This is a genomic window from Mesorhizobium sp. M7A.F.Ca.CA.004.12.1.1 (assembly GCF_003997835.1).
In the GTDB taxonomy this organism is placed as follows: Bacteria; Pseudomonadota; Alphaproteobacteria; order Rhizobiales; family Rhizobiaceae; genus Mesorhizobium.
In genome coordinates this window covers 1-21,309 of record NZ_RZRK01000007.1, presented here as the reverse complement: position 1 = coordinate 21,309, position 21,309 = coordinate 1, and the positions used below count along the sequence as shown (strand labels likewise).

Annotated in this window: 25 protein-coding genes and 1 tRNA gene; 11 read left to right on the top strand and 15 right to left on the bottom strand. The window is 63.3% G+C overall.

Annotated features, from left to right (window positions below; translation table 11 throughout):
* The 3 genes from exbB to EN984_RS00985 all read left to right on the top strand — a co-directional run.
* Window positions 1-856: tonB-system energizer ExbB (exbB, locus tag EN984_RS00995; RefSeq protein ID WP_245480016.1), on the top strand; the 856-nt coding region annotated here is incomplete at its 5' end.
* 4 nt (window positions 857-860) lie between these two features.
* Complete coding sequence (gene exbD / locus EN984_RS00990) at window positions 861-1,328, top strand: TonB system transport protein ExbD (RefSeq protein WP_127268059.1); 468 nt, start codon at window positions 861-863, stop codon at window positions 1,326-1,328.
* Window positions 1,325-2,284 (top strand): energy transducer TonB, encoded by a 960-nt coding sequence (locus EN984_RS00985; protein WP_127268060.1) that lies wholly within the window; start codon window positions 1,325-1,327, stop codon window positions 2,282-2,284. Before exbD ends, EN984_RS00985 begins: the two co-directional genes overlap by 4 nt.
* Window positions 2,285-2,434: 150 nt before the next feature.
* Here the strand turns inward: EN984_RS00985 and EN984_RS00980 are convergent, their stop codons facing one another.
* From EN984_RS00980 to EN984_RS00950, 6 genes are all read right to left on the bottom strand, one after another.
* Entirely contained in the window at window positions 2,435-2,755 is a 321-nt protein-coding gene (locus EN984_RS00980) for a hypothetical protein (RefSeq protein WP_164748714.1), read from the bottom strand.
* Window positions 2,756-2,864: 109 nt separating this feature from the next.
* Window positions 2,865-3,125, bottom strand: a complete 261-nt coding sequence (locus EN984_RS00975; RefSeq protein ID WP_127268062.1) for a hypothetical protein — start codon at window positions 3,123-3,125, stop codon at window positions 2,865-2,867.
* Window positions 3,126-3,129: 4 nt separating this feature from the next.
* The gene (locus tag EN984_RS00970; RefSeq protein WP_127268063.1) at window positions 3,130-3,384 is read right to left on the bottom strand and encodes a hypothetical protein; all 255 of its coding nucleotides are present in this window, start codon (window positions 3,382-3,384) and stop codon (window positions 3,130-3,132) included.
* A 68-nt stretch (window positions 3,385-3,452) separates the two neighbouring features.
* Complete coding sequence (locus EN984_RS00965; protein WP_127268064.1) at window positions 3,453-4,517, bottom strand: SagB/ThcOx family dehydrogenase; 1,065 nt, start codon at window positions 4,515-4,517, stop codon at window positions 3,453-3,455.
* Between the two features lie 428 nt (window positions 4,518-4,945).
* On the bottom strand, window positions 4,946-5,695 hold the full coding sequence (locus EN984_RS00955; protein ID WP_127268065.1) for a helix-turn-helix transcriptional regulator: 750 nt from the start codon (window positions 5,693-5,695) through the stop codon (window positions 4,946-4,948).
* Window positions 5,696-6,041: 346 nt separating this feature from the next.
* Window positions 6,042-6,117: transfer RNA gene (locus tag EN984_RS00950), tRNA-Ala, on the bottom strand.
* 256 nt (window positions 6,118-6,373) lie between these two features.
* Here EN984_RS00950 and EN984_RS00945 point away from each other — a divergent pair.
* Together EN984_RS00945 and EN984_RS00940 are read left to right on the top strand one after the other, a co-directional pair.
* Window positions 6,374-6,664, top strand: coding sequence for a YggT family protein (locus EN984_RS00945; RefSeq protein WP_023811703.1), 291 nt, complete (start codon window positions 6,374-6,376; stop codon window positions 6,662-6,664).
* Window positions 6,665-6,677: 13 nt separating this feature from the next.
* Complete coding sequence (locus EN984_RS00940) at window positions 6,678-6,995, top strand: DUF167 family protein (RefSeq protein WP_127268066.1); 318 nt, start codon at window positions 6,678-6,680, stop codon at window positions 6,993-6,995.
* 19 nt (window positions 6,996-7,014) lie between these two features.
* Here EN984_RS00940 and EN984_RS00935 read toward each other — a convergent pair whose 3' ends face one another.
* The 3 genes from EN984_RS00935 to EN984_RS00925 are packed head-to-tail and all read right to left on the bottom strand — an operon-like array spanning window position 7,015 to window position 9,769.
* The gene (locus EN984_RS00935) at window positions 7,015-7,896 is read right to left on the bottom strand and encodes a MurR/RpiR family transcriptional regulator (protein WP_127268067.1); all 882 of its coding nucleotides are present in this window, start codon (window positions 7,894-7,896) and stop codon (window positions 7,015-7,017) included.
* Window positions 7,893-8,960 carry a sn-glycerol-3-phosphate ABC transporter ATP-binding protein UgpC gene (gene ugpC / locus EN984_RS00930; protein WP_127268068.1) on the bottom strand — a complete coding sequence of 356 codons (1,068 nt, stop codon included), beginning with the start codon at window positions 8,958-8,960 and terminating at the stop codon, window positions 7,893-7,895. Before ugpC ends, EN984_RS00935 begins: the two co-directional genes overlap by 4 nt.
* A gap of 2 nt (window positions 8,961-8,962) precedes the next feature.
* The gene (locus EN984_RS00925) at window positions 8,963-9,769 is read right to left on the bottom strand and encodes an SDR family oxidoreductase (protein WP_127276572.1); all 807 of its coding nucleotides are present in this window, start codon (window positions 9,767-9,769) and stop codon (window positions 8,963-8,965) included.
* Between the two features lie 179 nt (window positions 9,770-9,948).
* Between EN984_RS00925 and EN984_RS00920 the strand changes: the two genes are divergently transcribed.
* The 4 genes from EN984_RS00920 to EN984_RS00905 all read left to right on the top strand — a co-directional run bounded on the left by EN984_RS00920 (window position 9,949) and on the right by EN984_RS00905 (window position 14,550).
* The gene (locus tag EN984_RS00920) at window positions 9,949-11,181 is read left to right on the top strand and encodes a sugar ABC transporter substrate-binding protein (protein WP_127268520.1); all 1,233 of its coding nucleotides are present in this window, start codon (window positions 9,949-9,951) and stop codon (window positions 11,179-11,181) included.
* 160 nt (window positions 11,182-11,341) lie between these two features.
* On the top strand, window positions 11,342-12,211 hold the full coding sequence (locus EN984_RS00915) for a sugar ABC transporter permease (RefSeq protein WP_023811708.1): 870 nt from the start codon (window positions 11,342-11,344) through the stop codon (window positions 12,209-12,211).
* Entirely contained in the window at window positions 12,208-13,032 is an 825-nt protein-coding gene (locus EN984_RS00910) for a carbohydrate ABC transporter permease (RefSeq protein ID WP_127383608.1), read from the top strand. The genes EN984_RS00915 and EN984_RS00910 overlap by 4 nt, the downstream gene beginning before the upstream one ends.
* A 24-nt stretch (window positions 13,033-13,056) precedes the next feature.
* Window positions 13,057-14,550: a M81 family metallopeptidase gene (locus EN984_RS00905; protein ID WP_127268519.1), complete on the top strand. Its 1,494-nt coding sequence runs from the start codon at window positions 13,057-13,059 to the stop codon at window positions 14,548-14,550.
* A 147-nt stretch (window positions 14,551-14,697) separates the two neighbouring features.
* Here the strand turns inward: EN984_RS00905 and EN984_RS00900 are convergent, their stop codons facing one another.
* The 6 genes from EN984_RS00900 to EN984_RS00875 form a co-directional block, all read right to left on the bottom strand.
* Window positions 14,698-16,752 carry a M3 family metallopeptidase gene (locus tag EN984_RS00900; protein ID WP_127272099.1) on the bottom strand — a complete coding sequence of 685 codons (2,055 nt, stop codon included), beginning with the start codon at window positions 16,750-16,752 and terminating at the stop codon, window positions 14,698-14,700.
* Between the two features lie 95 nt (window positions 16,753-16,847).
* Window positions 16,848-17,282 (bottom strand): nuclear transport factor 2 family protein, encoded by a 435-nt coding sequence (locus EN984_RS00895; protein WP_127269640.1) that lies wholly within the window; start codon window positions 17,280-17,282, stop codon window positions 16,848-16,850.
* Window positions 17,279-17,923 carry a carbonic anhydrase gene (locus EN984_RS00890; RefSeq protein WP_023811712.1) on the bottom strand — a complete coding sequence of 215 codons (645 nt, stop codon included), beginning with the start codon at window positions 17,921-17,923 and terminating at the stop codon, window positions 17,279-17,281. Before EN984_RS00890 ends, EN984_RS00895 begins: the two co-directional genes overlap by 4 nt.
* A gap of 148 nt (window positions 17,924-18,071) precedes the next feature.
* Complete coding sequence (locus EN984_RS00885; RefSeq protein ID WP_127269641.1) at window positions 18,072-18,842, bottom strand: DUF429 domain-containing protein; 771 nt, start codon at window positions 18,840-18,842, stop codon at window positions 18,072-18,074.
* Complete coding sequence (pdxY, locus tag EN984_RS00880) at window positions 18,839-19,723, bottom strand: pyridoxal kinase PdxY (protein WP_127269643.1); 885 nt, start codon at window positions 19,721-19,723, stop codon at window positions 18,839-18,841. The genes EN984_RS00885 and pdxY overlap by 4 nt, the downstream gene beginning before the upstream one ends.
* Window positions 19,724-19,736: 13 nt before the next feature.
* Entirely contained in the window at window positions 19,737-19,988 is a 252-nt protein-coding gene (locus EN984_RS00875; protein WP_127269645.1) for a hypothetical protein, read from the bottom strand.
* Window positions 19,989-20,150: 162 nt separating this feature from the next.
* On the opposite strand from EN984_RS00875, the gene EN984_RS00870 reads away from it, so the two are divergent.
* On the top strand, window positions 20,151-20,789 hold the full coding sequence (locus EN984_RS00870) for a LemA family protein (protein ID WP_127269647.1): 639 nt from the start codon (window positions 20,151-20,153) through the stop codon (window positions 20,787-20,789).
* Between the two features lie 258 nt (window positions 20,790-21,047).
* Window positions 21,048-21,309, top strand: a 262-nt coding sequence (locus EN984_RS00860) for a TPM domain-containing protein (RefSeq protein WP_206517392.1), incomplete at its 3' end; no start/stop codon positions are given.

Below are 21,309 nucleotides of genomic sequence, written 5' to 3'. Positions count from 1 at the left end.
GGCTGCTCCCGCAGCCCCAGCGCCGATTGCACCCGCACCCTCCGCACCGGCAGTCGCTCCGCCCGCCACGATGGCGCCTTCGCAGCCAGGCACCCAGCCGAACACGGGCGCGCCGTCTGAGGCCGGACCTTCGACGGCGATGGAGTTGACCTTGCCGCATGACCTGTCGCCATGGGGCATGTTCATGGCGGCCGACATTGTCGTCAAGGCGGTGATGATCGGGCTGGCCTTTGCCTCCCTCGTCACCTGGACGATATGGCTGGCCAAGTCGCTGGAGCTTTTCGGCGGCAAGCTGCGCATCCGTCGCGCCGTGCGGGCGATCGGCGAGGCCGCCACGCTGAAGCAGGCCAGCCGCACCCTCGACCGCAGCGGCGGGCCCGGCGCGCTGCTGGTGCGGGCGGCCGAGGAGGAGACCGCACTCTCGGCCGGCGCGCTCGATCATGTCTCGGGCGATGGCCTCAAGGAACGGGTCACGTCGCGCCTGTCGCGCATCGAGGCGGCGGCGGCGCGGCGCATGTCGCGCGGCACCGGCGTGCTGGCGACGATCGGGTCGACCGCGCCCTTCGTCGGCCTGTTCGGTACGGTCTGGGGCATCATGAACGCCTTCATCGGCATCTCGCAGGCGCAGACCACCAATCTCGCAGTGGTCGCGCCGGGCATCGCCGAGGCGCTGCTGGCCACCGCGATGGGCCTGGTCGCGGCGATACCGGCCGTCGTCATCTACAACGTCTTTGCCCGCTCGATAGCCGGCTATCGGCAGATCCTCGCCGATGCCTCGGCCGGGGTCGAACGGCTGGTCAGCCGCGACCTGGACTTCCGCACCGTCGCGCCGGCAACGCCACTGGCGGCGGAGTAGCGCCATGGGAAGCAGAATCCGACAGACCATGGATGACGATCTCGAGGAAAGCCACGAGATCAACGTCACCCCGTTCATCGATGTCATCCTGGTGCTGTTGATCATCTTCATGGTCGCGGCGCCGCTGGCCACGGTGGATGTCAATGTCGACCTGCCTGGTTCGACGGCAACGCCCGCGCCGAGGCCCGAGACACCGCTGTTCCTGACGCTGAAGAACGATCTGACGCTGGCGATCGGCAATGACAGCGTGCCGCGCCCGGCTTTCGCCACGACGCTGGACGCCAAGACCAAGGGCGACAAGCAGACGCGCATCTTCCTGCGCGCCGACAAGGCGGTCGCCTATGGCGACCTGATGGAGGCGATGAATCTATTGCGCGGTGCCGGCTATCTGAAGATCGCGCTGGTGGGCCTGGAGACGGCTCCCGCGTCCAATGCCCCGGCGCCCGCAGCCACTGGTGCGGCGGCGCCATGACGCAAGCGGTCGCCGTGCCCTCGGTCCAGCTGTCGCGCTTCGGTTGGCGCGACCTTGGCTTGTGGGCCGGTGCTGCCGCGCTGGTCCTTGGAGCCCATGTCGCGGTCGCCTATGCAGTGCAGAACCTCACAATGGTCACCGAAGCGGATGGCGGTCCACCCCCCGCGCAGATGATCGAGATGGCACCGATGGTGGTGATGCCGGCCGTGGAAGAGCAGGTCGCCGCGCTGGACGCGGTGACGCCAGATCAGACCGAACCGACACCGACGACCGAGCCGACACCTGAAGAACCGGTCGAAAAGGCCGAGCCGGTTGTCGAGCCGCCGGAAGCGGTCGCGCCAGACGAGACCGAACCCACCCAGACCGAATCTACCCAGGCCGAAACGGCTGAACAGGTCGATCAGCCGCCGCCGGATGAGGTCATCCCGGATGTGGTCGAGGCTGTCACGCCAGACGTCGTCATTCCCTTGCCGCAGCCGAAACCGGTCGAAATTGTCAAAGACAAGAAACCGGTCGAGGCCAAGGCGAAGAAGCCTGTCGAGAAGCCCAAGCCGCGGCTTAAGAAGGAGAAGGCGGCTCCGTCGAAGACGGCAGCCGTCGCCAGCGCCGACGCACGGCCCGCGGCCAGGACCGCCGCGCCGAAGGCGGCGGAATCGACGTCTCGCTCCGGCGACTCCAGCAAATGGGACTCCCGTCTGGGTGCTTGGATCAAGCGGCACACACGCTATCCCAGTTCTGCCAAGGCCCGACGCGTGGAGGGCAGGCCATATGTCGCCTTCACGGTCGACTCGTCCGGCCGGGTCCTGTCTGCCAGGCTCTCTCGTTCCTCGGGGGATGCGGATCTGGACCGTGCGGCGCTCGCCGTGCTGCAAGGCGCCACGGTGCCGAAACCGCCACCGGAACTCGGCTCGCGTCTGAGCCGTACAGCGCCGTTCGTGTTCAGCCTGCGCAACTAGAGCAGTTCACCGTTTCACGGAAACGGCTAACTGCTCTAATTCTTTGGTTTGACGCAATTCCCAAGGGAAAACGCTCTGCGTTTTCCCGGGAAAACCATTTCACACTTTTCCTGGAATTGCTCTAGGACCGAATTTGTTCGGGCCGGCCTGTCAATAGGCCAGTGACAGGCTCAGGGCCTCGACCTGTTCGAGATAGAAACGGCATTTCGTGCGCAAGGGCCCGAGGCCCGGGTCATCGGCGCCGTTGATCTCGATGGTCTGCATCATGAAGTCGAAATGGGCGTGGAAAGCGTCCACTGTACCCCAGAGACTGTCGGCCTGGCAGCTGTCGGCAATCGCCATCGAGACGAGTTGGCGGGCCTCGACCCGCGCGGCGTCAGGCGATGGCGGCCGCCTGGCGATCAAGACGTCGAGCCGGCTGAAAACGCCTTCCCTGGCATCGACGCTTCTGATGTTGGCTATCATGTTCATGTGCAGGTCCCCCTTGGCATTCCAGACGCGCAATAGGTTCCGGTCTGAAATTGAAAAACTGGTGATCAGAGCATTTTCAGCGGCGCCAATGAACGCGTCGCGTTTGGCATCAAGTTTGAGCGACCGGATGCCGGTCCTGCGGGCAGGATGCAATCAGGGCCGGGATTGCGGTTGCATCGGAGGGGTGGCCCCTGATGATGTTGGCGACCTCGGCATCGGCCTGCTCGAACCAGTAGACCATGTCGGCGCGGCGCAGGTCCGTCACGGCCTTCTTCAGCAACGGCAGCAGGCTTTGCAACGCGCACAGCGTCTCCCAGCGGTTTGGCCGGGAGGTCGAGCCGGCCACCGCGCATGCGGCTGACGACTGCATGTCGCTACGCTCTCCGTGGCTGGGCGGCCCGAGTGTCCTTTGCCTGCGCCTTGGGGTGCAGCGGGTTGCCGCTGAGCTGCGCATGCCTGGCCGGCCGTGCGCCGCGAAGAACGTCGAAGGCCTCTGCATAGGCCATGCCCAGCAGATAGGAGATCATCGGAAAACGGCTTGCTTCGGCCATCTGCACGAGCTCATTGGTCATCGACGAAATATATTGAAGGCTATCGATTTCCGACTGGCGTAAGGATTGATTTGGCACGTGCTGCTCCTGTCTCTGGTTATACCCTAGGGAACGCGTTACTGGCTGTGATGCACATAGTTGGTCGGCTAATTGATGGACTGGCCCGCCGTGGACGGATCTCTTTCCGGCGTCGAGAGGGTCAAGGCATAGATCGGTGCGTCGGTGAAACTGTCGAGACCAAGCAGCCGCTTGATGGCGGAATGGCTGAGCGCGGCTGTCGGACATGCCGACAGGCCATGATTGGTCGCTGCCAGCATGATGTTCTGGCCGATATGGCCGGCCTCGATCAGCACGACACGATAGGCGTTGGCGTCCTCATATTTCCACATCGTGCGATCTAGCTTGGCGCAAAGCAGGACAAGGCACGGCATGGCGTCGGCCCACTCCTGTCCGCCGACCAGTTCGGAGATTTTCGGCAGATGGTTTGCGGAAATCCTGCCAAGGTCGTGATCCGCGGCGGAATAGTGATAGACACCGGGTTCGAGGCCATCGACGCCGAGCGCGACCACATAGGCCTCATAGGGATTTCGCGCGCCGCCTGAAGGGGTCATGCCGAGCGGCAGGGTGCCAACGCAATTGGCGGTCTCGCCGATGATGCCGAGCCCTGCGAACAGGCAATCGGAAAGCTGTTTGGCCGTGATGGTGGGCTGAGCCGCCGTGCGGTTGGTGCGGCGCCGCGCCATCAAGCTGAGAAGTTCATTGTCTTCCAGTGCATTCGGCAGCTGGATGGCGCCTGCGGAATTCTTGAGCATGAGGTTCGGCTGCGGCGTATGGCCGGCGCGTTCTATCTGCCGCTCTTCCGCTTGCTCGATGGTCATGTATTCGCTGTCCTGGACACAGAAATGCATCAGCGCCGTCGGAAGCCCCCAACTCCATTGTCCTGAAAACTGTTCCTCCTGCTCGGCGAGAGGCGATCCGGCTGTGACCAGCGCGGAGAAATCGAGCAACTGGGGAACGACAGCCTTCAACTCGGACTTCGACCATCCATGGGCGCGGGCAATGTCCGCCGTCGATGCCCATTTGTCCCACGAAGCGAGAAGGCCGACCATCTCAGGACTGCATTCAAACACGCTCCTGGTCAGGAAGTTGCATGCCGTGACCTTGTTCGGTCCGGGGTAGAAAACAAGCGTTTTCGAAGAGCGCATTTTCATGAAGCTGATTGCCATCTGTGGAGCCGAGGCGCCGACAAGCAAGACGCTCGTCGGCGCAGAACGGCTTCAGCGCTTGTTGTAGTGCATGCCCTGCGAAAAGAAGACGGTCTGCGTGCCGGCGGCAATCGTCAGCTTCGGAGCATTGGTCACTTTCTTGGCCATTTTCATCCCTTTCCTGACCCCAATTTGGGATCCGTTGAAAGACCCCCGGAACGGGATCCGCGTGAAGAAAGGTAAGGTCGGAAGAGTTAATGGTTTGTTAAAATTATAGTAAAACCACGATCCTAAGACGGACCCGTGGATTATCTTTCCTGGCATTAAAGTGTAAAATATCGATTTTATTCAGATACAGAGTAGACAATCGTTGGCATACGCTTAATTGGCGTACGCTTATTCTTATTTGGCGTAAGACACGGCGATCCGAGGGGTTAGCCCAACCCGTCCCGGGTGAGGCTGACAACCAGTTGATCGACGCCCGGATCGTCGAGATTGATGACATGCGCCATGCTGATGGCATCCCTTGGGTGGATGTTGGCAATGTCGCGCCGCATGATGACGGACACGAATGCCGGGCCGGCCTCCGTCAGAAGCATGGCCTTGCCCATCAGCACCGGTTCGGAGATGGGAGCCCATTGCACGGAGATCAGCGACGGCTCCCCGGTCTGGCGGCGATTGATGCCGCTGAAATAGATCCAGTTCAGCCGCGAGATCGCCACGCCATAGTGATTGCCGCGCGCTCGTGCCCAGGTCGATCCCCGGCGCTCCGACCATCCGGTGACCCTTCGGAAGGTGACCAGTTCGGCTTCGCGCCTCACGAAGGTCACCGAGCGCATCAGGAGGTCGAGGCGGCCCGGGATCGAGAAATAGGTGAAATAGGTGCCGCCCGCGATCGAAGGACTGGGAGGGCGGATCATCTGGTTGAACAGGCTCTCGGAAACCGGCGGCAGGCCACGCATCGCCGGCTCGGGTGCGCCGGGATCCTGGTACAGTTCGGCTTCGTCGATCCGAAAGTAATCGCATATCAGCTTGGCGGTAGCTTTGTTGGGAACGGTCTGCCCTTGCAGATAGCGTTCGAATTGCGTGCGATTGATGCGCAGCTCACGGCATACCGCACTTACGGAGGCATGGTCCTTGCACAGCCGTCTAAGGTTTGCAGCGAGATTGTCGCGAATTGACACGTCTTTGCTTCCGCAGGCGGATTTTTCATTTCGACTCGAAATCGATCTAGCGTCTCCGGTCGCCCCCGCCGAAACGCCCTGGTCACAACGCACAGAAAAAACTGATTTGGTAACGTCAATTTAGTGGGGTGGTTTCCAAAAAAAACGGAAACAATCAGCGAGCTCTTCCGCCATAAGTCCAATTGACAAAAGTTTTGCCGGATATTGCGAAATAGGCGATGTAGCGCGGCCTTTTAAGGTGCTGGCACAGCAAATGCCAACCGCGGGGGCAAGCCGGGACGAGCGTCGCGGACTGCATGTGGCGCAAAGATGGGCATCTGGCGCGCAGCGTGGAGAATTATTCCGCTGGTGGAGCTGAGGAGGATCGAACTCCTGACCTCGTCATTGCGAACGACGCGCTCTCCCAGCTGAGCTACAGCCCCGTCCAGCGGATGGGCGCATTTATCGGGCGCCGCGGTTTCCTGTCAAGGCGGAGGTTTGCCGAAATCCAGTGCCGTCAAGCGTCGATCTGGCGCCGGCGGAAAGCGGCCCTTGCCGGTTTTGTGTATTCGCGCCTTCGTTGGGGTGTCGGCGACATGCCCTACAGTCCGACCGGGCCGGTATTGGCGCTCCACAGAAAGGCGGCCCTTGCCGGTTTCGCGTGCAATGGCTACATGTCGGCAACAATTGGAGACCGGCATGCTCGCCCTCATTCAAACAATCGTCATGGCGCTTGACCTCTACTGGTGGATCATCATCGCCTCGGCGATCTTTTCCTGGCTCTACGCCTTCAACGTCGTCAATTCGAAGAACCAGTTCGTCGGCAGCATCGGCAACATGCTCTACCGGCTGACCGAGCCGGCGTTGCGGCCTATCCGCCGCTTCATGCCGGACCTTGGCGGCATCGACATCTCGCCGATCATCCTGCTTCTGATCCTGTTCTTCCTGCGGCAGTTTCTGCTCACCACGGTGGCGCCTCTGATCCTGTGAGCAGGATGACCTTATGAGCACGCCGTTTCGCCTGCGCGAAAACGGCGCCGAGCTGTTTGTCCGGCTGACGCCAAAGGCTGCGCTGGACAGGCTCGAAGGCTTCGAGGCCACGGCGGACGGGCGAAGCCATCTGAAAGCGCGCGTCCGCGCCGTGCCGGAAAACGGCGCCGCCAATCATGCGCTCGAAAAGCTGCTGGCCAAGGCTCTGGGCGTGCCCGGGTCCGCTGTCTCGGTTGTCGCCGGCGGCACCGCGCGGCTGAAGACCGTGCGCATTGAAGGCGATCCGGCGAAATTGGCGAAAAGCATCGAGGCGCTCGGCCATCAATCCTGATGTCCTTGGCCGTAGGGGTTCAATCGCCCAATGGCAAACGCGGATCGTCGACTTTCAACGTGTTAACGCTCTGCTTGATGCGGCGCAGATTCTCCAAAACCCTCGGTCCGCGCGTCTCGGCGACCGAGGTGACGATCATGTCGACGATCGACAGCAGCGCATAGCGAGACGATGTCGGCTTGTAGATATTGCCGTCCTCGAGCGACTGGAAATGGATGACCGTGTCGGCGACCTTGGCGAGTGCGGAGTCCGGCGGGGTGATGGCGATCGTGGTGGCGCCATATTGCTGGGCGACCTGCACCGCATCGATGACCGATCGCGCATAGCCGGAGACGGAGAAGGCGATCAGCGTGGTGTCGGGGGTGGCAACGGCGGCGTACATGCGTTGCAACTGTCCGTCGATCTGCGCCAGCACCGACACGCCAAGCCTGAACAGCCGGTTCTGCATTTCGGTCGCCATCATGGACGAAATGCCACCGGAGCCGATGCACAGCACATTACCGGAAACAGCGATGCGTGCGGCGACGGCGACCAGCGTCGTCATGTCGAGGTTTTCGCTGGCGCGCTGGATGGCCGATATCGCCGCTTCGGTGATGGCGGAAGCGATGCGCTGTTCGCGGGCATCGCGGCTCAACGGCTCCGGCGACAGATACTGGCCGCCGATGGCGATGGCTTGCGCCAGATAGAATTTGAAGTCGCGCAGGCCCTCGCAGCCGAGGTTGCGGCAGAACCGCGTCACCGTCGGCTCGCTGACACCGACGCGCAAGGCAATTTCCGAAATCGCCGCTTTGGAAACGAAATCGAGGTCTGCCAGCACGAAGCCGGCCAGCTTGCGATCCGACTTCGTTCCGTCCTGCGACATCAGCTGCAGCCGCGTGATGATGTCGGCCGGCGTCTTCATAGAGGCAGGCCCGTTGCCTTGTCGAACAGATGGATGTTGCCGGGGTCGACCGAGACCGGCAGCAGGTCTCCCGGCCTGACCGGCACCCTGTCGCGGAACACGGCGCGTACCGTATCAGCACCGATAGCGCCATAGACATGTGTTTCGGAGCCGGTGGGCTCGACGACATCCACTCTGATCGCCATCGCGTCGACAGCCTCGCCGACGATAAAATGCTCGGGCCGGATGCCAGCCTCCACCGCGCTGTCCGCCGGCACCTGTTTGCCGGCAAGCGCAAGCCGCCCGCCACCGGCCGATTCGAACCAGGTTTTCTCAAGCGTCGTCTTGAGCGAACCGGACACAAAGCTCATCGACGGCGAGCCGAGGAAGGAGGCGACGAACTTGTTGGCAGGCCTGTCATAGAGTTCCAGCGGCGCCCCGACCTGCTGGATTCTGCCGCGGTCCATCACGACGATGCGGTCGGCCATCGTCATGGCCTCGATCTGGTCGTGGGTGACGTAGACGATCGTCGATTTCAGCCGCTGGTGCAGCGCCTTGATCTCGACGCGCATCTGCACGCGCAATTGCGCGTCGAGGTTGGACAGCGGCTCGTCGAACAGGAACACAGACGGCTCGCGCACGATGGCGCGGCCCATGGCGACGCGCTGGCGCTGGCCGCCCGACAGCTGGCGGGGATAGCGGTCGAGATAGGAGAAGAGATTGAGGACGCCGGACGCCTTCTTGACCTTCTCATCGATCACCGTGCGCGTCTCGCCGCGGATCTTCGGGCCAAAGCCGATATTGTCAGCTGCCTTCAGATGCGGAAACAGCGCATAGGACTGGAACACCATGGCGATGTTGCGCTGCTGTGGCGGCAGCGCGTTGGCGCGCACGCCGCCGATCAACAGGTCGCCGGAGGTGATCGTCTCCAGGCCGGCCAGCATGCGCAGCAAGGTCGACTTGCCGCAGCCGGACGGGCCGACGAGGACGACGAACTCGCCGCTCTTGATATCGAGGCTGATGTTCTCGAGGATCTTGTGCTGGCCGAAGGATTTCGACAGATCGCGAAACTCGACATCGGTCATTGTCACGCTCCCAGAATGTCGTCGATGAAGGGCAGGCAGCCGGCGGTCAGTCCCGCGTCCACGGGCATCACCACGCCTGTTATTCCCGATGCGCGATCGGACGCAAGGAAGGCGACGGCTTCCGCCACTTCCGCGGCGTTGACGATGCGGCCGAGCGGATAGAGCCGCTGCAATTTGCCGAGGATTTCGGGATCCTTGGCAAGGCGGTGGTCCCAGGCGGCGGTGCGGATCGATCCGGGGCAAACGACATTGGCGCGCAGGCCGCTGCGGCCGAGCTCGACGGCGATCGCCTTGGCATAGGCGTTGATGCCGGCCTTGGCGGCGGCATAGGCCGGATTGCCGAAATGCGCGATGGCGTTGACCGAGGAGATGAAGACGACGCTGCCCGAGCCGCGGCCAGCCATCGCCTTGACCAGCGGGTCGGCGAAATTCATCACGCCAGTCAGGTTGAGATCGAGTTCCTGCTCTATTCTGTCGGGATCGAGCGCCGAAATCGTCTCGGCACGCGTCCAGCCGGCATTGTTGATGAGAATGTCGGGCACACCATCCCGGTCGAGGATCGCGCCGATCGCCGTCGCTATCGATGCCTTGTCGAGAAGATCGAAGACATGGCGGGAGGCAAGGTGCGGACTGTTCAGCGCCTCGCTTGACTGATCGCAACCGACGACCCTGGCGCCTCTTTGCGCTATCAGCGCCACGATGGCCGTGCCGAGCCCGCCGCCGGCACCCGTCACCACGACGGTCTTGCCCTCGAACTCGGCCCTGCCTTCGAACTCGGCCCTGCCCTCGAACTCGGATTGCGAAACCACCGTGCGTCATCCTCCGGGAGTTCTGACAGATCGCATAAGGCCTAGGCCTGTAAATGTAATTAAGCAACACAATAATCCGCTTGTAAGCCTTCAAATCATCGATAATGTAGGAAAGTCACATAAATCTTCTGCTCCGGCACGGAGAGGCGCGCAGGCGCAACACCAATGGGAGAGATCAAATGAGCCTTGCAAAATGGACTGTCGGCCTGATGGCCGGAATGAGCATGCTGGCAATTGCGGCGCAGGCGGATGCGGGCGAGGTGCGCGTCACCGTGGCCGAGTACAGCGCCAAGACTGCTCCCTATTTCGCCGACGTCAAGAAGGAATTCGAGGCGGCGAACCCCGGCATCAGCGTCAAGTTCGAAGTGGTGCCGTGGGATGTGCTGCTGCAGAAGCTGACCACCGACATCACCGCCGGCACCAATGCCGATCTGTCGATCATCGGCACGCGCTGGCTGATCGACTTCGTCCAGCAGGATGTCGCCGAGCCGCTCGACGGCTACATCAAGCCCGACTTCAAGGATCGCTTCATCGACACCTTCCTGTCGCCCTCGATCATGGACGGCAAGACCTACGGCCTGCCGATCGCGGCCTCGGCGCGCGCCATGTACTACAACAAGGAGCTGTTCGAGAAAGCCGGCATCGCCAAGCCACCGGCAACCTGGACCGAGCTGCAGGAAGATGCGCGCAAGATCAAGGCGCTGGGGTCGGGCACGTTCGGCTTCGGCCTGCAGGGCAAGGAGATCGAGACCGACGTCTATTACTATTATGCGATGTGGTCGCAGGGCACCGAGATCCTCAACAAGGACGGCACTTCGGGCCTGAGCACGCCAGGTGCGCTTGAGGCCGCCAAGCTCTACAAGTCGATGATCGACGAAGGCCTGACCGAACCCGGCGTCACCTCCAACAACCGCGAAGACGTGCAGAACCTGTTCAAGCAGGGCAAGGTCGGCATGATGATCACCGCACCCTTCCTGTCCAACCAGATCAAGGACGAGGCGCCGAACCTGAAATACGGCGTTGCAGCCATCCCCGCCGGCCCGACCGGCGCGCGCGGCACCTATGGCGTGACCGATTCCATCATCATGTTCAAGAACTCCAAGAACAAGGACGAAGCCTGGAAGCTGCTCGATTTCCTGTTCACCACGGAACAGCGCGCCAAGTTCACGCAAGGCGAAGGCTTCCTGCCGGTGAACAAGGAAGAGGCCAAGATGGACTACTACGTCAACAATGCCGATCTGGCGGCGTTCACCGCGCTGCTGCCCGACGCCCGCTTCGCGCCGGTCATTCCGGGCTGGGAAGAAGTCGCCCAGATCACGTCGGACGCCATGCAGAAGATCTATCTCGGCGGCGACCCTGAGGCGGGCTTGAAGGACGCGGCCGCCAAGGCCAACACCGTGCTGAAGAAATAGAGGCCGTGCTGAAGAAATAGGGCGTATCTCCCTGCGCCCGTGGCGCGCCCCAGACTCAGGCGGGGCGCGCCACACCTAGGTTCCCGGCCCGGTGCGGCGGATCCGAAATTCGCATAAGCAGAACCTTCTGATCCAGCACGCCGAGGTTGCAGGCCAGCAGATGCAAAATCGTTTCTTGCCCTATCTCCTGACCTTGCCCAGCCTGTTTCTGGCGGCGGTGGTCATCTTCTGGCCGGTCTGGGACCTGATCCAGATCTCGACGCATGAGGTCAGCCGCTTCGGCCAGCTTCGCGACTTCAACGACTTCGCCAATTTCGCGGCACTCGCTGCCGATCCCGATTTCACGGCCGCGCTCTGGCGCACCGGCCAATGGACGGTGATGGTGGTCGGCGGTGCGCTTCTCTTGTCGATCCCGGTGGCGATGATCCTCAACACCGATTTCTATGGCCGCGGCATCGCCCGCGTCATCATCATGCTGCCCTGGGCGGTGTCGCTGACCATGACCGCGGTGGTCTGGCGCTGGGCGCTGAGCGGCGAAAGCGGCATGCTCAATTCGGCGCTGATCGGCCTCGGGCTCATCGATCACAACATCCAATGGCTGGCGAGCGCCGAGACCGCTTTCCCGATGCAGGTGCTGATCGGTATCCTGGTGACGGTGCCGTTCACGACGACGATCTTTCTCGGCGGGCTGTCGTCGATTCCGGACGATCTCTACGAGGCGGCGGCGCTCGAAGGGGCGACGCCGCTGCAGCAGTTCCGCGAAATCACCTTTCCGCTCCTGAAACCGTTCATCAACATCGCCATCGTGCTCAACACCATCTACGTCTTCAATTCCTTCCCGATCATCTGGGTGATGACGCAGGGCGGCCCGGCCAACTCGACCGATATCCTGGTCACCCATCTCTACAAGCTGGCCTTCCGCATCGGCAAGCTGGGCGAAGCATCGGCGGTGTCGCTGGTGATGTTCGCCATATTGCTGGTCTTCACCATGATCTATGTGCGGCTGGCGATGCGGGAGCAACGCACATGACGAGCAAGCTGAAACGCTCCATCATCGCCTGGCTGCTGCTGGCGCCGCTGATCGTGGTGACGCTCTTTCCCTTCGCGGTGATGTTCCTGACCGCGGTCAAGCCGAGGCAGGAAGTGCTGTCGCCGACCTGGTGGCCGAGCGAATTCCGCTGGTCGAATTTTTCCGACATGTGGGTGGCGACCGGCTTTGGCCAGGCGCTGCTCAATTCGCTCTACGTGTCTGTGATCGCCACGGTTGGCGCCATCCTGATCTCGGTTCCGGCGGCCTATGCGATGTCGCGCTTCCGCTTTGCCGGCTACGGCGCCTTGCGCCAGTTCCTGCTGATTTCGCAGATGATCTCGCCGATCGTGCTGGTGCTTGGCCTGTTCCGGCTGATGGCGGCCTGGGGCTTGGTCGAGAGCACGACGGCGCTCGGCTTCATCTACATGGCCTTCAACGTCGCCTTCACGGTGTGGATGCTGCAGAGCTATTTCGACACCATTCCGCGCGATCTCGAGGAAGCCGCCTGGATGGAGGGCGCCGGCCGCTGGCTGACCTTGCGCAAGGTGTTCCTGCCGCTCTGCCTGCCGGCGATCGCGGTGACCGCGCTCTTCACCTTCATCAATGCCTGGAACGAATTCGTCGTGGCGCTCACCATGCTGCGCAGCCAGGAAAGCTATACGCTGCCGATCCAGGTGTTTTCGCTGGTCGCCGGCCGCTACACCATCGAATGGCACCACGTCATGGCCGCGACGTTGCTGGCGACCTTGCCGGTGGCCATCCTGTTCATCTGGCTGCAGCGCTACCTCGTTCGCGGGCTGGCGCTCGGGGCGGTCAAATAACGCCTATTCACGGACGGAGCTTTCATGCGCATTTTCACCGCCTCGCTGGCGACGGAAACCAACACCTTCTCGCCGGTGCCGACCGATAGGGCCTCGTTCGAGATGGCCTTCTATGCCGGGCCCGGCAAACATCCGGACACGCCGACGCTGTGCTCCTCGCCGATGGTGGCGCTGCGCCGGCGGGCAGCGGCCGAAGGCCTCGATGTCATCGAGGGCACCGCCACCTGGGCGGAGCCGGGCGGCCTGGTGCAACGGCAGACCTATGAGGCGCTGCGCGACGAGATCCTTGGCCAGCTCAAGGCAGCGCTGCCGGTCGATGCCGTCATCCTCGGCCTGCATGGCGCCATGGTGGCGCAAGGCTATGACGACTGCGAAGGCGACTTGCTCGAACGGGTTCGCGCAATGGTCGGGCCGCAGGTGGTGATCGCCGTGGAACTCGATCCGCACAGCCATCTGACACCGAAGCGCGTGGCGGCCTCCGACATCCTCGCCTACTTCCTCGAATTTCCGCACACCGATTTCTACGAGCGCGGCGAACACGTCGTCGAGCTTGGCCTTGCGGCGGCGAGGGGCGAGATCAAGCCGGTCATCTCGACCTTCGATTGCCGCATGATCCAGGTGCTGCCGACCAGCCGCGAGCCGATGCGCTCCTTCGTCGACCGCATCAAGGCGCTGCACGGCAAGGACGGCGTGCTGTCGGTCTCCGTCATCCATGGCTTCATGGCGGCCGACGTGGCCGAAATGGGCACACGCATCCTGGTCGTCACCGACGATGACAAGGCCAAGGGTGACGCGCTGGCGGAAAGGCTCGGGCGGGAACTCTACGCGCTGCGCGAAAAGACGGCGATGACGATGCTGAGCGCCACCGACGGCATCGACCGGGCGCTGGCCGTGCGCGCCGAGAATCCGGGCAAGCCGGTGGTCATCGCCGATATCTGGGACAATCCCGGCGGCGGTGTGCCCGGCGACGGCACCTTCGTGCTGCGCCAGATGCTGGCGCGTGGCCTGGACAGGTTCGCCGTGGCGACGATCTGGGATCCGATCGCGGTCACCTTCTGCCTGGCGGCGGGCGAAGGCGCGGTCATCGATCTGCGCTTCGGCGGCAAGGCCGGGCCGCAGGCAGGCGAGCCGATCGACGCGCGCGTGCGCGTGCTGAAAGCGGTTGCGGAGGGCTGGCAGAGTTTCGGGCCAAGCCGGGTGACGCTGGGGCCGACGGCGCTGGTCCGCCTCGAAGGCACCGAGGTCGACATCATTCTCAACACCAACCGCACACAGACCTTCGAGCCGGATATCTTTTCCAACATCGGCGTCGATCCGATGGCCAAGGACATGCTGCTGATCAAGTCGACCAACCATTTCTACGCCGGCTTCGAGCCGATCGCCGCCGAGATCATCTATGTCTCGGCGCCGAGTTCGTATCCCAGCAATCCGGCGGTGACCGATTACAAGAAGCTGACAAGGCCGGTGTGGCCAAGGGTTGCGGATCCTTGGAAGGATGCAGGCAATCTCCCCCCTTGAGGGGGAGATGTCGCTGAAGCCGACAGAGGGGGTCGCCTGACGTAATGCGCCAACCTTCTTCTGCCGCAGCAGGCCGAGCCCGGTCGAACCGACCCCCTCTGGCCGCTTCGCGGCCATCTCCCCCTCGAGGGGGGAGATTATCCGGTGCTACACCAATCCCCGCTTCACCATCATCGCTTCGGGCGACGGCATCTTGCCGCGAAATGCGGTGTAGAGTTCTTCCGGATCCTTCGAACCGCCGGCGGCGTAGATGTTCTTGCGCAGCCGTTCGGCGAGCGCCGGGTTGAAGGGGTCGCCGGTCTCCTCGAAGGCGGCGAAAGCGTCCGCATCGAGCACTTCCGACCACATGTAGGAATAATAGCCGGCCGAATAGCCGTCGCCGGAGAAGACGTGGCCGAAATGCGGGGTGCGGTGACGCATGGCTATGGTGTCCGGCATGTGCAGCTCTGCAAGCGTTTCGGTTTCGAAACGAAGTGGTGCTTCAGGCGCATCCGGCCGTGCGTGATAAGCCATGTCCATCAGCGCGGATGCGGTGAACTCTACTGTTGCAAAGCCAGCGCCAAAAGTCCGCGCGGCCAGCATCTTGTCGAGCAGCGCCTTGGGCATCGGCTTGCCGGTCTTCACATGCAGCGCGTGTCTTTCCAGCACCGCCGGCACGGTCAGCCAATGTTCGTAGAGCTGCGAGGGCAGTTCGACGAAATCGCGGCTGACCGAGGTGCCCGAAACCGAGGGCCAGGTGACATCGGTCAGCATGCCGTGCAAAGCATGACCGAATTCGTGGAACAGCGTTTTCGCCTCGTCGACCGACAGCAGCGCGGGCTCGCCGGCCGGCGGCTTGGCGAAGTTCATGATGTTGTAGATCACCGGGCTCGCACCGTGGCCGAGCCTGTAGCCGGACTGCAGCGCGCTCATCCAGGCGCCGGAGCGCTTCGAGGGCCGGGCGAAATAATCGGCGAGGAACAGGCCGCGCTCGCTGCCATCGGCATTTTTCACCACGAAGACGCGGGCGTCGGGGTGCCAGGCAGCGATGCCCTTCTTCTCCTCGAAGGTGATGCCGAACAGCCGTGTCGCCACATCGAAGCAAGCGTCGATGATGCGGTCGAGCTGCAAATAGGGCTTCAGCTCCGCCTCGTCGAAGGCGAATTTTTCCGCACGCAGTTTCTCCTGGTAGAAGCGCCAGTCCCAGGCGGCGAATTTTTCGTTGCTGCCGGCCTCCGTCGCCAACCGTTGCAATTCGATCTGGTCGCTTGCTGCCTTCTCAAGCGCCTTTTCCCACACCGGGTCGAGCAGCGCGTGCACGGCCTTCGGTGTCTTGGCCATGGTGTCATCGAGCTTCAGCGCGGCGAAGGAGGCGTAGCCGAGCAGCTTTGCCTTCTCGGCGCGCAGGCGCAGCATGTCGCGCACCACGTTCGTGTTGTCGGTGGCGCCGCCATTCTGGCCGCGCATGGTGAAGGCGCGGAAGGCGATCTCGCGCAGATCGCGGCGCTCGGAGAAGGTCGAGAACGGCTCGTAGATCGAGCGCGACAGGGTGACGGCGTAGCGGCCCTTCTGGCCGCGTATCTCGGCGGCTTCGGCCATCGAGCTTTTCACGAAGTCCGGCAGGCCGGCAAGGTCGGCCTCATCGAGGAACAGTGCCCAGTCGCTCTCGTCGGCCAGCACATTCTGGCCGAAGCTGGTACCGAGCGAGGACAATTCCTCGCTGATCTTGGCCAGCCGCTTCTTGCCGTCGGCATCGAGTTTGGCGCCGGAGCGGACAAAACCCTTCCAGGTCTTTTCCAGGACCCGCAGGGTCTCTGCGTCGAGCTTCAGGCTCTCGCGGCGCTGGTAGAGATCGTCGATGCGGGCAAACAGCCGCTCATTCATCGAAATCGCCGAGAAATGCCTGGACATTTTCGGCGAGATGTCGCGCTCCAGCGCTTGGATCGTCTCGTTGGTGTAGGCGCCGGCGCGGCACCAGAAGATCGACGAGACGCGATCGAGCGCTTCGCCGCCGAGTTCCAGCGCGGCAAGCGTGTTCTCGATGGTCGGCGCATCCTTGTTGCCGGCGATCGCCTCGATCTCGGCCTCGTGCGCCTTCAGCGCCGCGTCGAAGACCGGGGAAAAGTCGCCATCGCCAATGCGCGTGAAATCGGGCAGGCCGAGCGGCCCTTGCCACGCGGTCAGCGGATGGGCGGCGAGGTCGACGGCTTTCGTGGAAGGCATGGACAGTCTTTCGATCGTTGACGGGGAGAGGTTTGGTCGTCCCCGATGTAGGGCGAGGCCTCGCAAGGCGCAACGGCTCGGCCCTCAGGATGGCGTCAGAAGCCGTCGCACGTCTCGGCGATTGCCGCTTGCGAACTGGCGGTGATGCGGTCGTCGGTCACCGCGAAAGTCTCATGCATGAGCTTGTCATTGTTGGGAAAGTCGTAGCAGGCGACCACGGTGGTGACCCCGCCTTCGCTCTTTTCGATCCGATGCCGGATCGCTGCGCCCGCAACCGCACCTTTCCATTCGTCCATCGAGGCGATGAATTCCTGCTTGCTTTGCACGATGCCGAGGTCGTCCAGCTTGATGCGGACATCATCGGCGAGCAGGTCGGACAGTTCGGTGCGGTCGGCGACCAGCAGCGCCGAATACCAGCGGCTGATGAGGGCACGATCATCGGCGCGGGCGGCAATAATCGCTATCAGCAGCGCGGCCGCCGTCAAAGCGGCCGACCTGATGTTTACCACCTTGCGCGCCGCTGTGTTCATCCCAGCTCCGGCCGTTCGAAATCGCCGGTTTCCTTGTTCATCGTCCAGAGTTCGCCGGTCGAGATATCGAACCAGGCCCCATGCAGCGACAGTCGCCCCTTGCCCTCGAGAATCGAGACGCAGGGAAAGGTTCTGAGGTTGGCGATGGAATAGCGGATCGAGATGCGCTCCAGCGCGGTCTGGCGCTCCGACGCGGTCATGAAGGTGCTGGAGGAGACGGTTTCGGCCGCCGGCGCGATCAGGCTCATCCACTTGCCGATGAAGTCGCCCGGCGAAAGCGGCGCGGAATTGGTGTCGAGCGCTGCACGGATGCCGCCACAGCGGCCATGGCCCATGACGACGATGTTCTTGACCTTGAGGCTCTGCACGGCGAATTCAAGCGCCGCCGAGGTCGAATGGAACTCGCCATCGGGAGCATAGGGCGGCACCAGATTGCCGACATTGCGCAGCACGAAGAGTTCGCCGGGCCCGGCGTCGAAGATCGCCTCGGGCGCCGAACGCGAATCGCAGCACGCGACGATCATCGTCTCCGGCGCCTGGCCTTCGCGAGCGAGATCGCGATAGCGCCCGCTCTCTGTGAGATAGCGGCCATTCATGAAATTGCGGTAGCCGGCGAGAAGATGTTCAGGGAGATGGGACATGGGCGGCGTCTGGAGCCTTTCCGGGTTGGATGCGGCAGCTCGTTGCGGTCTAGAGAGGCTCTAGCGGCAAAAGCCGGTCGCGAGCAATGCAGAATTATGAGGGCTGGCTAGAAATGCCATGCATCGAGCGCAACCTTGGCCAACAGCGTTACGCCCAGATGGCGACAGGAATGCCAAAGCTGTCGCGGCCCGGCGGGTCGGGCAGCGGCCGTGCCTCACCGCTGGCGATGCGACCGGCGATCAGCGTCATCGCGGCCGCGTCGAGGAAATCGTCGGCGGCGGCGCCGCGCGGTGGCGGCTGGTCGAGAAAGGCCGTGTCATAGCCATGCCGGCAAAGCAGAGCCTTGCGTTCCGCCATGCCGGCCGGATTGATGCCGCCCTTGATCTTCTTCGGCAGTTGCATGGCCTGATCGCCGTTCAGGCGGCAGAAAGCGACTTCCGGATGCGATTCGAACACGCGGCCGCGCAGATCGGGTCGCGCGATCAGCAGGGCGTCGATCTCGCGGATCTTGGCAAAAATGCCGAACGCCTGGATCGAGACTCCGCGCGGCGGGTCGGATGTGGTCAGGGCCACCTCGCTTGCCCTGATGTGCGCGGCATACCAGGCTTCGATGGTGGTGAAATCATTGGTCTCCGCATAGAGCGTGGCACGGGAGGGGATCGAGAAGACGCTGGATTGGCGCGCCCCGAGCAGCGGCCGCACCAGCGCTTCGGGGCCGCGACCGCCCTTGCCCGAAAAGTCGGGTAGGCCGATCGGCATGTCGACAGCGATGACAGCGTCTTCGGGAAGGGATGCGAGCAGGGCAGTGAAGGTTGCAAAGACACCGACCGACGGTGCCATGCCAAAAGCGCACCGGACGGCGATCCAGCCGGCCTTGCAGCCGTCGACGCCGACAAGCACGGCCTCAGTCGACGTCACGCCCGGCGGCCCCGCCCCGGATGCGTGAGGTGGCGAAGCTGGACCATCGCCATCGGATGCGACAGGCTCTGCGCATCGGTTTCGAGCTGCAGTTCGTCGCCGCCGCGCTTGGCGGTGCGCGCCAGGATCTCGTAGACCGCCGCCGTCGTCGATTGCAGCGCCTTGACCGGCGGCTGGCCGGACAGGATACGTGCCAGATAGACGGCCGCCGTCAGATCGCCCAGGCCATTCGGCGGCTTGTCGATCAGGCGATGTTCGGCGAGCAGCGCCTGGCTGCTATCGAGCAGCAGATTGCCGGTGCCGCCCGTCATCATCGACGGCGCAGAGGTGACCAGCATGGTCGATGGTCCGGCGTGGAGCGCTGCCGCGATCGCCGATTTCAGGTCGGGCAACGCGGCGCCGGCCATCCATTCCAGTTCGTAGCGGTTGGGGGTGGCTATGTCGGCGATCGGCATCAGCCGGTCGCGCATGGCGATGGCTGTCGGCTCGGGCACGTAGAGGCCGCCCGAATCACCCATCACCGGATCGCAGATATAGACGGCGCCGGGTGTCCTTGCCTTCACCGCGGCGACCAGCGAGGCGACGGCCTCGGCCTGGCCGGCCTCGCCGAGATAGCCGGACAACACGGCGCCGACTTCACCCAGCCATGGCGCCCGCTCGAGATCGGCCATCAGCGCCTTGAACTGGTCGAGCGGCGGTACGATCCGTGTTGCCCGTCCATGGCCGGGATGCCAGGGCAGGATGACGGTCGGCACCGCCCAGACCGGGAACCCCAGGGTCTCCAGCGCAAACACGGCGGCACGGTTGCCGACCGAGCCGCGCGCGACATGGCTGGAAATGACGATGACCGCACGCGGCGCGTCGGTTTGTTCGGCGCTCATTGTCGTTTGATTCCTAACTGCCCCGGATGACGTAAAGCACGAGCCAGACCATCAGGCCCAGCGCCAGCAGCAGGCCCAGCGTGCGGCCAAAGCGGGTGCCCCAAACTTCGATCGGATCGGCGCGATCGGCATCGGCCGCGGTGACGTGATCGCGCATGCCTTTCGCGGCCCGCCCCGCAAACGAGTCGCCCGCCGGATTCGTCTCGTGCGCGATGCGCTCGAGGATACGGCGCGATTCCTTCTCGCTGTCCTGGCGCTCCGCCATGATGATGTCCCGTTTTGTGGACCTTATCGCGTTCGTACGGCCAATCACAGACCCTTGCAGCGGCATCGGGCATGGCAGGCGAGGGGCTGCCGGCCCGGGCGGTTTTCTTGCGCGCTGATTGTGGTAATGCTTCGCGTGCAACTTCTACCGAGGGACCCCATCATGTTTGCCCAGCGCCTTGCCTCGCCGTCCATTTTCCGCACGCTGCCCGCCTTCCTGATGATGGCGATCGTGCTGCCGCTGCTTGCCGGCTGCGGCTACAACACCATCCCCACAGCGGAAGAAAACGCCAGGGCGGCGTGGAGCGAGGTGCTGAACCAGTATCAGCGCCGCGCCGACCTCATCCCCAACCTGGTCGAGACGGTGAAGGGTTATGCCTCGCACGAAAAGGATACGCTCGACGCGGTGGTCGAGGCGCGCGCCAAGGCAACGCAGATCACGGTAACACCGGAAACGCTGAAGGATCCCGAAGCCCTCAAGAAGTTTCAGGATGCCCAGGCGGGGCTGACCAGCGCGCTGTCGCGGCTGATCGCGGTCTCGGAGGCCTATCCCGACCTCAAGGCCAATCAGAATTTCCTGGCGCTGCAAGCCCAGCTCGAAGGCACCGAAAACCGCATCGCGGTGTCGCGGCGCGACTACATCCAGGCGGTCAGGGACTACAATCTGACGCTGAGGACCTTCCCCTCGGTGCTGTGGGCGACCTTCTGGTTCCGCGGCAATGAGCCCTTTGCCAATTTCACTGTCGCCGAAGACAAGATGCAGCCGCCGAAGGTCGATTTCGGCACGAAGCAGGGCGGGTGAACGTCGACTGTCATCGGAATAAATCCCGCGAAATGACGGGCTGCTGGCGTGCAAACACCCCCCTCTGTCCTACCGGAACCGGCCCTTCGCTGGCGCTTCGGGCGTTCGTCGTTCGGAAAGCCAAGCAATTGGCTTCCCGTCCGCTACGCGGATCAGTCCTCACCCCCCTCAAGGGGGGAGATTGGCAGCTTCGGCGCTGACGCCGATCTTGCGACGTTGCAAATTGGCGAAAGCGGAGATGACGGCCAATCTCCCCACTTGAGGGGGAGATGCCCGGCAGGGCAGAGGGGGGCGCCCCGGAACGCAAGCCTAGGGTTCCTTTTCGCTCTTCTAAGCCTCTTCTTCCTTCCCTTCACCGCCCTCGCCGCCGATCTTCCGGCGCTCACCGGCCGTGTCGTCGACAATGCCGGCATCATCGATGCCGCGACCAAGGCGGCGCTGACGCGGAAGCTTGCCGATTTCGAGACAAAAGGCTCCGACCAGATCGTCGTGGCGACGATTCCCAGCCTCGAGGGCGAGG

Bases quoted from the DNA above. Each gene is read 5' to 3' on its own strand.
- exbD (WP_127268059.1), top strand. From the start codon at position 861: ATGGGAAGCAGAATCCGACAGACCATGGATGACGATCTCGAGGAAAGC.
- EN984_RS00985 (WP_127268060.1), top strand. From the start codon at position 1,325: ATGACGCAAGCGGTCGCCGTGCCCTCGGTCCAGCTGTCGCGCTTCGGT.
- EN984_RS00980 (WP_164748714.1), bottom strand. From the start codon at position 2,755: ATGAACATGATAGCCAACATCAGAAGCGTCGATGCCAGGGAAGGCGTT.
- EN984_RS00975 (WP_127268062.1), bottom strand. From the start codon at position 3,125: ATGCAGTCGTCAGCCGCATGCGCGGTGGCCGGCTCGACCTCCCGGCCA.
- EN984_RS00965 (WP_127268064.1), bottom strand. From the start codon at position 4,517: ATGAAAATGCGCTCTTCGAAAACGCTTGTTTTCTACCCCGGACCGAAC.
- EN984_RS00945 (WP_023811703.1), top strand. From the start codon at position 6,374: ATGCTCGCCCTCATTCAAACAATCGTCATGGCGCTTGACCTCTACTGG.
- EN984_RS00940 (WP_127268066.1), top strand. From the start codon at position 6,678: ATGAGCACGCCGTTTCGCCTGCGCGAAAACGGCGCCGAGCTGTTTGTC.
- EN984_RS00935 (WP_127268067.1), bottom strand. From the start codon at position 7,896: ATGAAGACGCCGGCCGACATCATCACGCGGCTGCAGCTGATGTCGCAG.
- ugpC (WP_127268068.1), bottom strand. From the start codon at position 8,960: ATGACCGATGTCGAGTTTCGCGATCTGTCGAAATCCTTCGGCCAGCAC.
- EN984_RS00920 (WP_127268520.1), top strand. From the start codon at position 9,949: ATGAGCCTTGCAAAATGGACTGTCGGCCTGATGGCCGGAATGAGCATG.
- EN984_RS00915 (WP_023811708.1), top strand. From the start codon at position 11,342: ATGCAAAATCGTTTCTTGCCCTATCTCCTGACCTTGCCCAGCCTGTTT.
- EN984_RS00910 (WP_127383608.1), top strand. From the start codon at position 12,208: ATGACGAGCAAGCTGAAACGCTCCATCATCGCCTGGCTGCTGCTGGCG.
- EN984_RS00905 (WP_127268519.1), top strand. From the start codon at position 13,057: ATGCGCATTTTCACCGCCTCGCTGGCGACGGAAACCAACACCTTCTCG.
- EN984_RS00900 (WP_127272099.1), bottom strand. From the start codon at position 16,752: ATGCCTTCCACGAAAGCCGTCGACCTCGCCGCCCATCCGCTGACCGCG.
- EN984_RS00895 (WP_127269640.1), bottom strand. From the start codon at position 17,282: ATGAACACAGCGGCGCGCAAGGTGGTAAACATCAGGTCGGCCGCTTTG.
- EN984_RS00890 (WP_023811712.1), bottom strand. From the start codon at position 17,923: ATGTCCCATCTCCCTGAACATCTTCTCGCCGGCTACCGCAATTTCATG.
- pdxY (WP_127269643.1), bottom strand. From the start codon at position 19,723: ATGAGCGCCGAACAAACCGACGCGCCGCGTGCGGTCATCGTCATTTCC.
- EN984_RS00875 (WP_127269645.1), bottom strand. From the start codon at position 19,988: ATGGCGGAGCGCCAGGACAGCGAGAAGGAATCGCGCCGTATCCTCGAG.
- EN984_RS00870 (WP_127269647.1), top strand. From the start codon at position 20,151: ATGTTTGCCCAGCGCCTTGCCTCGCCGTCCATTTTCCGCACGCTGCCC.